Source organism: Pseudomonas sp. ICMP22404 (assembly GCF_006227205.1).
Taxonomy (GTDB): domain Bacteria; phylum Pseudomonadota; class Gammaproteobacteria; order Pseudomonadales; family Pseudomonadaceae; genus Aquipseudomonas.
This window is the reverse complement of record NZ_VCNG01000003.1, coordinates 1-14,163: the sequence shown is the minus strand read 5'-3', so window position 1 is coordinate 14,163 and position 14,163 is coordinate 1. Positions and strand designations below refer to the sequence as shown.

General features: G+C 56.5%; 14 protein-coding genes. 2 read left to right on the top strand and 12 right to left on the bottom strand.

Annotated features, from left to right (window positions below):
- Positions 1-333: 333 nt before the first annotated feature.
- The 3 genes from FGE05_RS06215 to radC all read right to left on the bottom strand — a co-directional run bounded on the left by FGE05_RS06215 (position 334) and on the right by radC (position 3,350).
- Entirely contained in the window at positions 334-1,743 is a 1,410-nt protein-coding gene (locus tag FGE05_RS06215; protein WP_139642587.1) for an integrating conjugative element protein, read from the bottom strand.
- Positions 1,740-2,642, bottom strand: coding sequence for a TIGR03756 family integrating conjugative element protein (locus tag FGE05_RS06210; protein ID WP_257225610.1), 903 nt, complete (start codon positions 2,640-2,642; stop codon positions 1,740-1,742). Before FGE05_RS06210 ends, FGE05_RS06215 begins: the two co-directional genes overlap by 4 nt.
- A 198-nt stretch (positions 2,643-2,840) precedes the next feature.
- Complete coding sequence (gene radC, locus FGE05_RS06205) at positions 2,841-3,350, bottom strand: DNA repair protein RadC (protein WP_055129574.1); 510 nt, start codon at positions 3,348-3,350, stop codon at positions 2,841-2,843.
- A gap of 523 nt (positions 3,351-3,873) precedes the next feature.
- Between radC and FGE05_RS06200 the strand changes: the two genes are divergently transcribed.
- A complete protein-coding gene (locus FGE05_RS06200) occupies positions 3,874-4,128 on the top strand; it encodes a hypothetical protein (RefSeq protein ID WP_055129575.1) in 255 nt (84 codons plus the stop codon).
- Positions 4,129-4,340: 212 nt separating this feature from the next.
- Here the strand turns inward: FGE05_RS06200 and FGE05_RS06195 are convergent, their stop codons facing one another.
- From FGE05_RS06195 to FGE05_RS06155, 9 genes are read right to left on the bottom strand one after another with little or no spacing between them, the layout of a single operon-like run.
- Complete coding sequence (locus FGE05_RS06195) at positions 4,341-7,226, bottom strand: conjugative transfer ATPase (RefSeq protein WP_139642579.1); 2,886 nt, start codon at positions 7,224-7,226, stop codon at positions 4,341-4,343.
- The gene (locus FGE05_RS06190; protein ID WP_139643640.1) at positions 7,226-7,648 is read right to left on the bottom strand and encodes a TIGR03751 family conjugal transfer lipoprotein; all 423 of its coding nucleotides are present in this window, start codon (positions 7,646-7,648) and stop codon (positions 7,226-7,228) included. The genes FGE05_RS06195 and FGE05_RS06190 overlap by 1 nt, the downstream gene beginning before the upstream one ends.
- Positions 7,629-9,053 carry a TIGR03752 family integrating conjugative element protein gene (locus FGE05_RS06185; protein WP_139642576.1) on the bottom strand — a complete coding sequence of 475 codons (1,425 nt, stop codon included), beginning with the start codon at positions 9,051-9,053 and terminating at the stop codon, positions 7,629-7,631. The genes FGE05_RS06190 and FGE05_RS06185 overlap by 20 nt, the downstream gene beginning before the upstream one ends.
- A complete protein-coding gene (locus FGE05_RS06180; protein ID WP_139642574.1) occupies positions 9,043-9,930 on the bottom strand; it encodes a TIGR03749 family integrating conjugative element protein in 888 nt (295 codons plus the stop codon). The genes FGE05_RS06185 and FGE05_RS06180 overlap by 11 nt, the downstream gene beginning before the upstream one ends.
- Positions 9,927-10,610 carry a PFL_4703 family integrating conjugative element protein gene (locus FGE05_RS06175; RefSeq protein ID WP_139642571.1) on the bottom strand — a complete coding sequence of 228 codons (684 nt, stop codon included), beginning with the start codon at positions 10,608-10,610 and terminating at the stop codon, positions 9,927-9,929. Before FGE05_RS06175 ends, FGE05_RS06180 begins: the two co-directional genes overlap by 4 nt.
- The gene (locus tag FGE05_RS06170; RefSeq protein ID WP_139642567.1) at positions 10,607-11,005 is read right to left on the bottom strand and encodes a TIGR03750 family conjugal transfer protein; all 399 of its coding nucleotides are present in this window, start codon (positions 11,003-11,005) and stop codon (positions 10,607-10,609) included. Before FGE05_RS06170 ends, FGE05_RS06175 begins: the two co-directional genes overlap by 4 nt.
- A gap of 11 nt (positions 11,006-11,016) precedes the next feature.
- A complete protein-coding gene (locus FGE05_RS06165) occupies positions 11,017-11,376 on the bottom strand; it encodes a TIGR03745 family integrating conjugative element membrane protein (protein ID WP_055129580.1) in 360 nt (119 codons plus the stop codon).
- Positions 11,377-11,390: 14 nt separating this feature from the next.
- Entirely contained in the window at positions 11,391-11,624 is a 234-nt protein-coding gene (locus FGE05_RS06160; RefSeq protein ID WP_055134749.1) for a TIGR03758 family integrating conjugative element protein, read from the bottom strand.
- Complete coding sequence (locus FGE05_RS06155) at positions 11,621-11,959, bottom strand: RAQPRD family integrative conjugative element protein (RefSeq protein ID WP_139642563.1); 339 nt, start codon at positions 11,957-11,959, stop codon at positions 11,621-11,623. The genes FGE05_RS06160 and FGE05_RS06155 overlap by 4 nt, the downstream gene beginning before the upstream one ends.
- A 374-nt stretch (positions 11,960-12,333) precedes the next feature.
- On the opposite strand from FGE05_RS06155, the gene FGE05_RS06150 reads away from it, so the two are divergent.
- Complete coding sequence (locus FGE05_RS06150; RefSeq protein ID WP_139642559.1) at positions 12,334-14,046, top strand: ShlB/FhaC/HecB family hemolysin secretion/activation protein; 1,713 nt, start codon at positions 12,334-12,336, stop codon at positions 14,044-14,046.
- The last annotated feature ends 117 nt before the right edge of the window (positions 14,047-14,163 follow it).

Here is a 14,163-nt window from a genome sequence, read left to right as displayed (position 1 = left end):
ATTGGCTGTCGGTTGCAAAGATCGACCACTCGAGGAGCACCAGGACACCGATAGCCGATACTTCAGCGCAGAGAAGGCCATGATTTTGCTTAGCTGTTAAAGCTCGACTCGCCAGGCTGATCCGCATCCGGTACCAGCCCCCAGCAGTGACGCAGTAGAGAACAAGTCGCCAGGCCAAAAGGGCGACCTTGTTTGTATCTATCCATGCACTCCAGGCGCTGAAGTCGCTGGAGGTTTCCAGAATCAGTAACCCGATTACGGTAGACGCCAAGCCAAGGATGACGCTCCAGAGGAGCAAGTGCGCGATTAGCGTTCTGGTTTTTGACGGGCGCATCATCGTTGTTGCCCCTCTGTAATAACCTGCTGGATCAGATCCAGTCGGTTGCGTACGGGGTCGCCTTGGTAGACACCCTGAGAAGCTGCCGCACGGCTGCTTTGGCGTTGGATCAGCATCATTGGTGAGTTGCCTGCCAATGTGCTGCGCAGTTCAAGCTCGGTCTTGAGGCTGTTGATTTCCTGAGTCAGAGCTTCGCTTTCTGTACCGATAGCTTGTTGGGCCAGTTGATTGGCGGCGACGTTTGGTTCCTTGCGTCCCGTCAGTAGGGTTCGTTGCAGCAGGAGGGCTTTTTCAAGGACGCTGGAGAGGGCTACTTCGGAGGCCAGACGTCTTGCCAGCAGATCTTGATCAGGCTCATCACGCAGAGCCTCGATCACGCCCCGGGTGATGGGCAGTGATTGGCTACTGGCTGCCATCAGGTTCTCTAGAGAGGTTGGCTTGCTGCCTTTGAGAAGCCCCTCAAGTGCTTGTAGCTTGGCTTCGTATTCTTCCTGGATGAGCGGTGTAAGGCCCACGCCAGGTTTGGTTTGGGTCTTGGTGCAGTTATCGCAGGTCTGGTGTTCCTGCTCACCCAAAACCCGTGTTGCCCAAGCCTCAGCCTCCTGGGGGGACGACCAAGTCTGGCAACTCAAGCGATTGCCGCACGCGTCTTTAGGGATAGAGGAGCGGTTACCGACATCACGGCCGTTAAGCAGGTTGAAGCCGGCGCGAGTAATGTCTGACACCACTTTGATGGGAGGTTGTCTTTTACCTCCGGCTGAGTCGCCGCCGACCCAGGGAACACCATTATTCCCTCGGTGTTTCTCAGCCTGTTCAACCGCAGCGACGGCATCGCCGCTTTTCACTGATTTACTCAGCGCCATGCCTTCTGCCAATTGTCCCCAACCGAGCTGCCCACCTGCGATGTCAGCCATTCGTTCAGCGACGGCCAAACAAGTGGATTTGGAGCGATCGAAGTCGAGCCGTGCTTGCAAGATGCCGTTGGTGAGTAGGTTATACAGGCCAGGATCCGCCCGCTGAATGATCAGGGCGGGGAGAGAGGCCACGGCCGCGGTGGCATTCTGAATCACATTGCTCATGATCGACTTGAAGCCGCTGGTGGCACCGTTCAATTGATTCTGCAGGGTATGATTCAGACTCATGTCGCCGCAGATCAGGTTGGTGTCCCAGCCTGCACCGACCATGATGGTGTCCATGGAAGCCGCACCACCCATGGACACCGCACGTCCGCCCCCAATGCTGTACAGCACTTCATCTCCCATCACCGTACCGCTGTGATGGATGCCGTCTTTGTTAATCTGGGTCTGAGCGGCGTGGGCAGCTGTCGCGAGGAGTAAGGTGACAATGAGAAGCCGGGGGCCGCGGAGGCTTGACCTGATCGAAGCGTGCGATGTTTCGGTTTTCATTCGCCTGCTCCTGAGTAGTCTGTGCTGCCCAGAAATATCTGTCCTTCGCGCTCGCAGCAGCTATAGGGGCGCCATAGCGCCCACGCATAGTCTCCGTGTGGCGATTGAGTGTGTTGGAGCTTGTTGGGGAAGACGGCGCAGGTTTTGGATTGGTTGGGCGTAAGCTCCTGCCATTTGCCGGATCGCGGGTCGCTTTCTTTCAGCGGACCGGCTGGCCAATACCCATCTTGGGCCGTCCCCAGCAGTGGCTGATAGACGTGCATTTGCCCGCGGCGGGTGACGATGTCGCCGGCCCGTTGGGCCACAACGGCAGCGCTTTTATAGTCGTCGACGCCGTGCAGGAATCCACCACGCGGATAGACTGAACCCCATAGATCCCCGCTAGCGCGACCGCCGATCTCTCGCACGCCGGGCGTAAGCGATTCGGGAAAGACCAGTTCGGGGACGTTATAGCGCCAGGCGATGCTGTCCAGGGTGCTCAGAAAGTAGGGCATCAGGATCTTGCCTGCCCCCGAGCAGCCGTACCCGGACTGGCTGACGAACTGGCTGAATGTGGCACCTCCAGGGTGGCCGATGACGTCGGCGTTTTTGAATTTAGCGAGGTCAGCTTCATGGCTGATGCCGACGCTACCGTCACCGCCACCCAGGGCGGTAGGGTTCGCTGGGCTCATGGTCCGAACCTCAGTCCATGGGTTCTCACCAGTGTTGCTGTAGCTCGAGACGACTGCATCGGGTACGTAGTGACGGACCTTGGGAGATGTCTCGACTTCGCAGCCAAAATTGGTGCAGAAAAGCCAGTAACAGATGCCGACCACGCGATAGGCGAGGCAGTCTGGTGAAAGACTTGAGGCGGTGATCGTTGCGGTATTGAGCGCAAACGCAGTGAGGGGAAATCCCATCGCCGCGGCGATGGCAGTGAAACGGCATATGTTCGGGCGACTTAGGGGCATGGTTTGATCCTGCGCAGAATGGTTGCGCAGTGAACCAGCAGAACTCGGCCTCTACCCGTGACAAACGGATCTGGCCTTATCCCGCATAAAGGCATCGTTTAGAAAAAAAGCGCCCGATGGGCGCTTTGAAAAAAGTGGGTTGAGGCATCAGCCAACGAAAACCAGCGGAATCAACCCGGCTTCAGCGAATGAGTAGGGTTCACCCTCGCCAATAATGAAGTGATCCAGAAGACGGACATCCAGCCTTGGTAGCAGGTCGTTTAGCGCCTTGGTGACTTCTTTGTCTTTGCCGCTCGGACTGGTTTCACCGGAGGGATGATTATGAGCGACGATAATTGCTGCACAGTTATGCTCCAGGGCACGTTGCAGAATTCGTCTAGGGTAAACGGCCACTGAATCAATCGTTCCGTAGAACAGCGTTTCGTAGGCCATTACCTTGTAGGAAGAATCTAGGAATAGCGCGGAGAAAACCTCCTGGGCCTCACCCGCGAGTCGCAATCGCAGATAGTCGCGGGCGTCTTGCGGTGCTTTGAGGTAAGGACCACGTTTGAACATGCGTTTCTCCAGAATCGAGATGGCTTGCTTGATCACGTCATCCTGATGCTCTGGGCTGCTCTCCTCGGTAGAGGCGGAAGCCGTTGGGGAAACTATTGTCATAGGAAGCTCCGTTGACGAAGAGGCTCCCACCCCAGGGGCAGAAACCCCATGGGATTGATGTATGGATTGACCGAGCGGAGTCGGAAGAGAGGAGACTGCATCCACCATCGCGTGGGCGATGGTTATTCGCGGTCGGATGCTCAACGAATGAATTGATCTGCTCAGCAGCGCTGGGCCGTAGCCTTTAAGACCAAAGCTACCTGGGCGTGTCGCTGACCAGGTCAGCAGGTAAAGCATGATTTGCCGGGTGAGTGTCGAACGAAGGAGGGGACATCGTCACGATTCAATCCGCAACGCAAGCTTTCCTCTTTCTAGGACCGGAGGTTGAAGAGTATCGAGGATGGCGTCAGTGAAAGGCTGGACTATTCACTTGGCGTGTTTGCCCTCTAAGATCGGAGCAGATACTCGACTCATCTTTGGCAACAGATTTGATCAGGCAAAAGTACAATGTGCCGTTGGATACGAACGTCCCGCCTAGCTTCAACACGCTCATGCATAGCGCTCTGAAAAAGGATAAATAACAGTGGAACCTCACGATCTCCTCGACCAAGTCAATGACAGCCAAACTTTCTTACGTTTTGCTCGTGCACTGATGGCAGACTGCGCTGCAGCCTCTCCCGAAAGCATGGACTGGGAGAACAATACGATAGAGGGATTCTTAGAAAGCGCCATTGCTTGGGCGGAGTCCAGTGACTTCGGTATCAGCCAAGGACTTCAGCCATCTAATTCCTGGCAACAGTTTGCTGTTTTTCTGTACTGCGGGAAGATCTATGAATGAACGTAAGCGCCCATGCACCAGTCAATCTGGACATTGCCGCTTGTAGCGATGGTGTCCGCCAGGGCGGATCCATTGCTTATCAGCCAGGTGCGGCAGGTTTATTCGCCCGCCCTTTACCGAAGCCTGTCATTGGGTTATGTCGATGACAAAGGCCGAAGCGTTGCTGACATGCAGGGCACGCTGGAAGCGAACCTGATCGCCGAGCGATGTGCTCAGTCATTCATTGGACGTGCACGCGTGTCTGTCTCAATGAGCTGGCTATCGAAGCGCAATGGTTCGATTCCTCTCGCACGGTCAATTTTCTCGGCCATTTGAATTGCAGCATCCAGCTCGCTGATGCCTTGCTCTTGCATAAGCTTGAACCGTGCCGCTTTCTCCTCTGGTTCGGTCATGGCCATAGCCAGGTACAAGCTGGGCGGAACAGCTCTGAAGAGCGCTTCCATGGACTTGGAGAGCACGACCCCTTCGCAATATTTCCCGGACTCCTTGCGAGCGGACATCATCATCGACTTTTGGGCGGGGCTGAGCTCGCGGAAGCGTGCAATTTTTTCCACTTCATCAGGTGGCATGCTCAAGCAGATCCACCACTCGATCATGTTCAGCATAGGCTCGGCTGCCTTGGGCAAATCGTCGAGATTCTGCGTGGCCAGCCAGAACCAAGCCCCCAGCTTTCGCCACATCTTGGTGATCTTAACCACGTAGGGTGAAAGCAGTGGGTTCTTGGTGATGATGTGACCTTCATCCGTGACGTTGATGATCGGTCGGCCCAGGAACTGGTCACGCTCAGCGATGTTGTTGACGGTATTGAGCAGCGACAGATAGGCAATTGAGAGCTGCGCGTTGTAGCCCTCACGAGCGAAGGTGGCCAAGTCGACGATGGTTATGTCCGCTTCTGGCCATGGTGTACCTGGCCGGTTGAACAGTTCGCCGTCCAGCCCCTGGCAGAACAGATCCATGGCCTCAGCCATTTCCAGAAGACGTGTCCGGCGAGATTCAGGCAAGGACAGTTCGCTTGCGCGAGCGCGCAGCGCGTCACGTACGTCCTGGGTCAGAACTGTGCGATTGTCAGTGACACAGCACTGCGCAGCGTCGAGGATGCTTTGCCGAATCAGGCTTCGGTCCGCACGGGTCAGACGTGCCTCTTCTTTGTCCTCTCCGCCGGTGATCATCAGGCGAGCAGTGATTTCAAGTTCCCCAAGCACATCTCGCTGCTCATCACCCTCGAGGGGCGTGATTGAGTCATCCAGTCGGTCGGCATCAAGCGTTTCAATTTCGTCCGGTGTTTCCACCAACCGACGTGCATCTACGAAGGGCGCCAGGCTTACGTTGGCACCTGGTGACAGTTTCACGTGATGCACTGACAAACCCAGGCGCTTGGCAAACTCGGCAAACAGCCCAAAGGAGTTACCTGCTTCAACGATAAAAAGCCGCGGTTGGTAGATGGCCGTGACCTGGTTGAGGATGTTGTTGAGCGTTGCAGACTTGCCTGAGCCCGTGGGGCCGAACAGAAACAGGTGGGCATTCATTTGCCGATCGAGACGGTTCAGTGGGTCGAAGGAGAGGGGGCCGCCGCCACGGTTGAAGAAGGTAATACCCGGATGTCCTGTACCTTGGCTGCGCCCCCAGACCGGAGCCAGGTTCGCAGCGTGCTGTGCGAACATCATCTGGCTGTACCACTGGCGTTTGTCCTTGGCCGGATCAAAGACACACGGCAACCAGCGCAGGTAACTGTTGAGTGGGGCAACCTCATCGTCCTCACGTACAGGTTGCAATCCGGCCTGTAGCATCACATTGGCGAGCTGCATGCCACGAGCATTCAATTGCGCGATGTCTTGGCCCCGAAGGTAGAAGGCAAGTGATCCTCGATAGAGCTTGTGGGAGGACCCGATAATCGATCGGGCTTGATGAACATCCTGTCGTGCCTGCTCGGAAGCCAGGGTCTCGCCTACGGATTTCTTGCTCAGATGGTTAAGGTGGGCTTCGAGCACGTCCTGAGGCGTGGCCACCAGTGTCAGACACATCAGAGTGTCCTCAGGCATCTGGTCGAAGTATGCATTGATCGCGTCGCCCTTGCGCGTTTCTCCCGTCAGGTGGCCCGTGTGGGGCACTGTACGCAAGCGATCCATCGTCATGACGCGGTGCGGCATGCCGTCGAAGTACCAGATGCCTTGAGCTGCATCAGAGTGAGGTTGGTTGAAGAACAGGCGCTGAGAGAAGTCCGTACCGCTGGCCAGTTCGATTTCGCCGGCGTTCGTTTCGGTTGGGTAAGCTGTTAGGTCGTAAAAACGTTCCCGGTCTTGCGTGGTGCTGCCCAGCAACGAGGGGGCAGGGTTGAACCAGCGCAGCAGCCAATCGTGGATATCCTTTGCCTCAAGTCGGCAAGTCTTGATGCCAATACCGGTCAATCCAGCCGTCAGCCGGTCGCACACGTTGCTCAGGGCCTGTTCCGCGGACTGGCCACGTTTCAAGGAAGTCGCGTGAGGGGCACGACGGTACACAACCATCCGTACACGTCGAATCTGCCCCTTCCAGGGCAAGCGAGTCAGTGTGGTGTCCTCAAAGAGTCCTCCAGGCTTGGCGATCGCGTTGAGGTGGTGAGCGAAGAACCGCTGGTAAAATGTGCTGAAAGCGCTGCCCCGCGCGCGAGGTTGGACGTACTGACGCAGCGTATGCAGATAAGCCTCCCAGTTGGTTTCATCCTGGGCATAGAGCTGTACTACCCATGGGTTTTGGTCCAACTCGTCAAAACTGTCCTGCAGGATGTTTTCAAGCATGTCCCTGGCTTGCTGCAGCCAGGCGCTTTCTCGGCCTTCCGTGCCTAACGGGGTAATCTCGAAGAAGGCGGCTACCGAGAGCCCATCTTCAAGCAGCATGCAGTTGGATTGGGGGAGAAATTCGACCCAGGGCAACCGATCCACGAACGAGGGTGCAGTGTCATAGAACGTGTTGTCGTCTGCCTCAGTCACCGGCTTTATGCGACCGATACCTGGCTCAGCGATGCCTTGCGCCGCCAACTTGGCGACGTGGCGAGTCCAGGCATCCCGTTCCATCGGTTCTGACGGCGGTTCCTGACGCTTCCATCCAGTAAACCAGGTCATCAGTAGTCCTCCAGTCGTTCGCCTGGCATAGCGTACTGAACGCGCTGATGTAGAGGAAAAACCGTGCTGTACCCAGGCACCGGTACGGCTTCTGTTCCAGCCCGGTGAGGAAAGACGTACATCACGAGATCTGGATTGTGCAGTCGGTGAAATTGACGCTGGACTTCGTTTTGAGCAGTCCGTGTATAGGGGGTAGCAAACGACGGTACAAGAGGTTCCGTTAAGGGGCGCCTCAAGGCTTGCCTCGCATCCAGCAACTGCTGAGCGGCCCGTCCGTTTGTTGAACCACTGGTTTGCTGATTCCAGACCTCCATCATCGTGCTGCCGTCATGGCTAAGCAGGTCTTCGGTATTGGTTGCGCACCCCGTAAGGGCAACAGCCATCAGGGTTATCCTCGTTGGCTTAATCCAGTTCCGTGACATCATTTCGACCTCCAAGGGTGTGATCAACTTTGCGCCCGTAAGGGGAGTAGTCGAGCGCGAGGGGCTGTTCGATGTGCACGGCAACCTGAGCACCTGGCTCGACGTACACAGCGGCAAAGGCTTGGCCGTAGAGTTTGTTGACCCACTGGGAGATGTCCTGCACACCACTGGCGAGTAGTCGATTCATGGCTTCGCCCCCAGAGATGCCAACCGTGCTCATCGCGCCGCCGCTGCCGGCGTAAACGGTCGCGTTATCAGACTTGATCAGGGATGCCGCACCGACACCGGCTGCCGTAATGAGGGCTTGTGATCCCAGATACTGCTGAGCGTTGCCGCGGCGTTTGCCGGCGACACAGGGAATCCCATGCTGATCGCTGATCCACCCCAGGCCTTCCTGGGTAGATCTGCTATTAGATGCGTTCTGCGAGCCGTCACTGCCATCACGGCCGTCGCCGGGCAGGGTGCGAATGGTTCCGTCCTGGAACACAAAGGTGATGGAGCGGATTTGCCCTCTGACGCAAGACAGCGTCCAATCGCCTGATGCAGTACCGCTGACGACGGCACCGGCAATCTCCGGCAGATCAACGCCATTGGCTGTCAGGTTGTCTGCTCCGATCAGAACCTTGAATGGGTAAGGATCGTTGACGGTGCCGTCGATAGGGACACGACCGATGAGCGCTGTCATTGCCACGGAGCCCATCAGTGTGGCATTGGGCGGTACGGTATAGGTTGGCCTTACTGTAGGGACCTCAACGTCCCTGGAGATTCTGGTGCTGAGGGTATCAGCTAAATTACTCAACGGATTTTGCGTGGGACCGAAACGCGTGGGGAAGCTAAAACCCGATTCGGAGGAGGGAGTGGCTGTGTCCTGGGGCAGGGCATCATCAGGTTCAATCCAACGAATATCGCGCCTGAAATCTGAGTCATCGCCATCGTACGAACCTATCCCCACCGGCAGATCCATGGGGTTTTCCTTCTGGTATAAGCCATCCAGTTGCCGCTGAAGATCCTGTAGGAGCCATTGTGTTTCCGAGTCGTCACCTGTGATTTTTCGCTCTTCGTGAAGACGCTGTCGCTCATTCTCTAGAGCGAGCTGGATGCGCTGTTCAATGACATCCACAAGTTGATTCAGTGATTCAGTCTCTTCTCTGCGTGGCTCCCTTTCGCTCACTGCTTTCTTCAAGTCAGCTCGAAGCTGTCGTACCTGCGCTACCAGGGTGGCGACGGTATCGCTCGACGTATCGCCCTCCAATCCAAGGGCTTTGATCTCTTCAGCGGTGAGTTGGCTCTGTACTTCGATTGGTTCGGAAGGCGAAGACCTGTTGGGCAGTAATTTCACCAGGACCAGAATCACCAAAAACGCCATAGGGATCATCAACCATTTGAGCAGCCCATTACTTTTCATGGTGCACCTCAAGGGATGATTCGGCCTCTGCGTAAGGCAGGTTTAAAGACGCATCCACGGAACTGATCGTTGGGAGCAGCGAAAGTGCGATGCCATGTCCTCGAGTGGTCAGGTAAGCAACCGTGGTATCCACCGAGGTGCCTTTGGGGCCAAGAAAGGAGTGCTGGAAGGTGGCCGTCGCGAAGTCACCCAACAGCAATCTGGGATCGAGATCGACAACGGCCTGGGTTTGGTTGGTCAGTCGGATGGCCGTGACCCAGTAATCGTCGAGGCGCCAGGCAGCCAGCGCTTTGGCGCTGATCGGTAAGCTAGGTGCTAGAAGCTCCATCGAGAGATTGGAAGGAAGATTAACCCGCCTGACACCGTGCAAAGGTTCTACAGTGCGAAGCGGTGCATACAGGTTCTGGGCAGCGTAGCGAGTCAGCGCCACGGGGATAGGAGTTTGAGATGACGGTTCACGGGGCTGAGCTGCTGACTCGTTGGAGCTGTCTTTCGTGCGCGGTCTGTCTACGGGCGATTCAGTGATCCTGATCGGTTCCAACTGAGACTGCCCATCCCGGGCTGTCTCTGCGGCGATGTCAAGGAGGATCAATTCTCCCGTGACAGCATCCTGTAGCTGTAGGCGCGTCGGCTCGATCGGTTCATTGGCCCTCAGATAAACCGTTCCCGCCGCACTTTGTATCCTCAGACGATCACCCAAATGGGAGGGTATGCCGACACGTACATTGCGCTCTACAAACAGTACACGTTCTTGCCCCACAAGCAGAGGAATAGCAAGCGGCAGGCGCTTCCACTCCATGACCTCGACTGCCTGGCATGCAGCGGAAGGGAGGAGCAATATCACTGCCAAGGACGCAGCGATTAATTGCGTATTCATGAGGTCTCTCCCAACGGGCGTTCTGTTGGTTGGGAGGCAGGCGCCGAAGTCGCCGGAATGGCAATACGCTGAGGTGCTCCGTCGTAGCAGTCCAGCGCAAGTCCGAAGGGATTCAGTTCAGGATCAACGTCCAGACGTACTACCTTGATGGGGTAGCGAACGAGCGCCCGCTTAACCTGTTCAGCGCCGTGGTACTCATCCGCATTGATATCCAGAGTCACGAGCCAATCGCTATCGGAAACTACTTTCACACGGGTCTCTGGATCGTCCCCGTAACCGCGCCCCGGGATCTCGTATATCCCTCGCACACGCTTTCTCAGTTCTCCTGATCGGCGTCTCTGATCATAGTCATACTGAAAAAAAGAACGGCACTTCGGGGTCATGTAGGCCGACAGCGATTGTAGGTTTCGGTTGTAGTCCTCTTCGCCGTCCGTTGGCCATCGATTGAGTTGTTGAAAAATGTAGAAGGTGAAGGCATACACCGACTCGGGTGGAATTTCCCACCACTTGCGAGTACTGCCAGAGCGCAGGTCCGGGGGGACATGAATCGTGAGTTCCCGGGGTGCACTCCACCAACCGGCTCCCAGCCCCAACACGATCAGGCATAACCCGCCCGTGCAGAACCTGAGTGTTTTCACATGGGATTGCAGATGCAGTACTTCGTTTTTGAACCTGCTCATATAGCCTCCCGACGTGTCGTCCAAAAGCCGGTGCGTGTGATCAGCTCACTCATACCCAATTGAAGTGAGAGGCGAGGGCATTGGTTGGCTAGCCGCCACTGGAGATGCCGATAAAGCCATGTGTCCGGGCGGCCTCGCTTTTGCCGGCGTATCAGTCCTCCGCCGATAAATAATCCTGCAGCAATCAACAGCACGATTGAGGTAGGTATCACTGCGATGCTGCCCAACAACCACGCTGAAGGAATGCCCAGTATCAGGCCCGTTGCTCCAGACAACCCTGTGGCGATCCAAAGCTCGTCTGCGGTCAGTCCTCGAACGACAACGGGTTGTCGATTGAGGCGGTGTGGAAGAAAGGTGATGGTGCCTTCGAATGCGTTTTGTTGAAGAGACTCCATGGTGCGTCTCCTTACAGAATGCCGGTGGCTTTGGTCAGCAACCAAATACCGACCACCAGCATGACTGCACCCACCGCGATGCTCAGACCGAACTGACCCCAAGTGGATCGTCCAGTATGGATTTCGGAGTAGCGGGTGTAGGCGTGGTAGCAGACGCCGATGAACATGGAGGCGACCACGAGCAATGCAACGAGCATGACGATGTCGTAGCCGTAGTTTTGCATCGTCTCCATGATGCCTTTGCCAGCACCGCGAGACGGGTCTTCCATTGTGGGCAATTTACCTTTGGCTAAGAGCGGAGTTGGGAGCAAAGATTGGCTAAGTGTCAGTACGGGGATGAGGTGTTTGTAGTCTTGGGAATGCCGATTCATGGGGGGCCTTTGACTCATGCAAGGAGGAGATACGTCAGGGCCAGGTACATCGCCGTGAAGCGAATCACCACACCCAGAAATTGACGTTGATTGAGGCGTTGCTCAGCCCAGCCGGAATAAGCTGTGCGGATGGCCCATACGCCCCAGAGCAACAACGTTGCGAATACGGCGCAGGTCAGCACAGTGGCTGTACTGGAAGGTGTGATGCCGCCGTTTGCCTGATAGGCGGTGATCTGCGCGGCATTCATTGATCAGGCACCGCTTCGTCGGTGTAATGACCGTGCAGGACAGCAACCTCACGAGGTATGGCGCGTCGAGGTGACAGATAATCTTGGATGCCCGTGCTGACGTGGGAGATGTCTGCACGGAGGCGGGCATAGTTGAAGTGGTAGCGTGAGGACGCAGACTCTTTATCGAAATCGCCTGCTGCGGCGAGCCGCTCAATGGCGTTCAACTCGCGTAGCAAGATTGCTAAACGTGTATGTTCGTCGATGATTTCGTTGGCTGTAGCGGTGGTTTTTCCCACGAACGCGAGTAGGAAAAAGAGTTTCTGTAAGTGTTTTGGGTTTAGGGAACTGATCATTGTCGAGCTCGTTCTGTCCAGTAAGACGGCTCAATATTGCGAGGAGAAAGGGGCCCAGCGCTGAGATCAATGGGATTTAGGTGGACACCTTATTGAGTTTGGCTCGACGTAAATTCCCAGCATCAAACGGGGTATCGATGGGGTCGATTAGGCCTTGGAATAGGATATTCTTGAACGCCTAATTTCGAGAGGAAACTGAATAAATATATAATTTTCAATAGGTTAATAACGTCAAGCTTACCTATTACTTTCAGTGAAAAATTGCGTAAATTAAGATAATGAAAAATATTTCATGTTTGTAAAATTGACGTCAATTAAATGAATCCATAGCATCGCCCCTCGATTGATGGCCTCCTGCCATCTCGGGGTCAAATATGCGAGCTTTAATTCTCAGGAAGAGTCTTTCTCTGGCGCTTTTTGCTGTTGGTCAGGGAGTTTTTTTCACTGCTCACGCCGCCCCCACCCCTGGTGAAACCGACCTGATCCGCGAACGCCAGGATCGTTTGCTCGAAGAGCAGCGCCGGCGTCTTGAGGAACTCAAGGACTTGCCCGGAAAAGAGGCCAGGCCTGTCCAGCCGACCGCCCCGGTCGATACCCGTTGCTTCCCCATCAAGACCGTTGAACTCAAGGGCGCCGACAGACTTTCGGCCAGCGAGCGCGAGCGCCTGCTCAAACCCTACATCGGCCAATGCCTGGGCGTGCCCCAGCTCAATGAACTGCTCAAGGTCATCACCGACCACTACATCGAGAAAGGCCTGGTCACCAGCCGTGCCTACTTGCCGCAGCAGGACCTCTCCAGCGGCCACTTGCAAGTGCTGGTGGTCGAGGGCCGCCTCGAAGGCTTGAAAGGCGCCGAGAACAGCCAACTGTCGGAGCGCGAATTGGCCATGGCGTTTCCCGGCAAGACCGGCGAGCTGGTCAACCTGCGGGAAATCGAGCAGATGGTGGACCAGCTCAATCGCCTGCCGTCGAACCAGGCGCAGATGGAACTGACCCCCGGCCAGAACGTCGGCGGCAGTGAAGTGCTGGTCAAGAATACCCCGCAAAAGCCCTGGCGCGCCGGGCTGTCCCGGAGCAACGACGGCCAGCGCAGCACCGGCGAGCAGCAGTGGGGCACCCGCTTCGAGTGGGACAGTCCACTGGGCCTGGCCGATCAATTGATGCTGCGCGGCGGTCATGACGCGATGAGCGATCACCAGCACACCTCCCTCAACGCCATGCTCTATTACAACCTGCCGTTTGGTTGGTGGAACGTCAGCTACACCTACAGCCAGAGCGAGTACCGCTCACAGATCGCGGCCAACGGTTTCAACTTCAAGCAGACCGGCGACAGCCAGAACCATCAGTTGCGGATCGAGCGGGTGATCTATCGCGACGCCCTGAGCAAGACTTCCCTCAACACTGGGCTGGCCTACCTGCGCAGCAACAACTTCATCGAAGACAGCAAACTGGCCCTGAGCAGTAATCGCCTGAGCGAAGCGCAGTTCGGTATCAACCACGGCCGCCGGGTGGGCAGTGCCTTCGTCAATCTGGACCTGGGCATGCAACAAGGGATCGGCGCCTTCGATGCCCAGGCCAACCACGACCCGGCACCCGGCCAGGCTGACGCCCGCTATCGCAAATACACCGCCACGGTCAGCTATTTGCAACCGTTCAAATTGTGGGACGAGTCTTTCAGCTTCAGCAGCTTGATGACCGGCCAGCGCAGCGAAGACGTGCTGTTCAGCCCGCAGCGCATGAGCCTGGGCGGAGAGTCTTCGATTCGTGGCTACAAGGACCAGTCGTTGGCTGGTGACAACGGTGGCTACTGGCGCAACGACTTGCGCTGGAGCCGCCCGGTGACCCTGGAATGGCTGCGTCCGGTATTTGCCGAATACGGCACCAGCCTGGGGTATGACCAGGGCGTGATCAGCGGGACCCGCTACAACGGCGATCAGCACGGGCGCATGTCGAGCAACTCGCTGGAACTGTTCGCCCGTGGGCAGCACCTCACCACCAGCGTCACCTTCGCCCACTCCCTGGAACGCCCGGATGCGCTGACCGAGCGTGAAGCGCCGATCTATTTCCGCGTTGATCTATCCATTTAATTCTGTTGCAACGAGACCTGATCATGGACGACCGCCAATACGCCTTGCTGGCCCGCCAACCTTCTGCTGCCCTGCAAAACCGCGAACGGTTCTGCGGCATGCCCAAGCGCGGCCTGG

Coding starts and splice junctions, on each gene's coding strand:
- FGE05_RS06215 (WP_139642587.1), bottom strand. CDS start 1,743: ATGAAAACCGAAACATCGCACGCTTCGATCAGGTCAAGCCTCCGCGGC.
- FGE05_RS06210 (WP_257225610.1), bottom strand. CDS start 2,642: ATGGGATTTCCCCTCACTGCGTTTGCGCTCAATACCGCAACGATCACC.
- radC (WP_055129574.1), bottom strand. CDS start 3,350: ATGACAATAGTTTCCCCAACGGCTTCCGCCTCTACCGAGGAGAGCAGC.
- FGE05_RS06195 (WP_139642579.1), bottom strand. CDS start 7,226: ATGACCTGGTTTACTGGATGGAAGCGTCAGGAACCGCCGTCAGAACCG.
- FGE05_RS06190 (WP_139643640.1), bottom strand. CDS start 7,648: ATGTCACGGAACTGGATTAAGCCAACGAGGATAACCCTGATGGCTGTT.
- FGE05_RS06185 (WP_139642576.1), bottom strand. CDS start 9,053: ATGAAAAGTAATGGGCTGCTCAAATGGTTGATGATCCCTATGGCGTTT.
- FGE05_RS06180 (WP_139642574.1), bottom strand. CDS start 9,930: ATGAATACGCAATTAATCGCTGCGTCCTTGGCAGTGATATTGCTCCTC.
- FGE05_RS06175 (WP_139642571.1), bottom strand. CDS start 10,610: ATGAGCAGGTTCAAAAACGAAGTACTGCATCTGCAATCCCATGTGAAA.
- FGE05_RS06170 (WP_139642567.1), bottom strand. CDS start 11,005: ATGGAGTCTCTTCAACAAAACGCATTCGAAGGCACCATCACCTTTCTT.
- FGE05_RS06165 (WP_055129580.1), bottom strand. CDS start 11,376: ATGAATCGGCATTCCCAAGACTACAAACACCTCATCCCCGTACTGACA.
- FGE05_RS06160 (WP_055134749.1), bottom strand. CDS start 11,624: ATGAATGCCGCGCAGATCACCGCCTATCAGGCAAACGGCGGCATCACA.
- FGE05_RS06155 (WP_139642563.1), bottom strand. CDS start 11,959: ATGATCAGTTCCCTAAACCCAAAACACTTACAGAAACTCTTTTTCCTA.
- FGE05_RS06150 (WP_139642559.1), top strand. CDS start 12,334: ATGCGAGCTTTAATTCTCAGGAAGAGTCTTTCTCTGGCGCTTTTTGCT.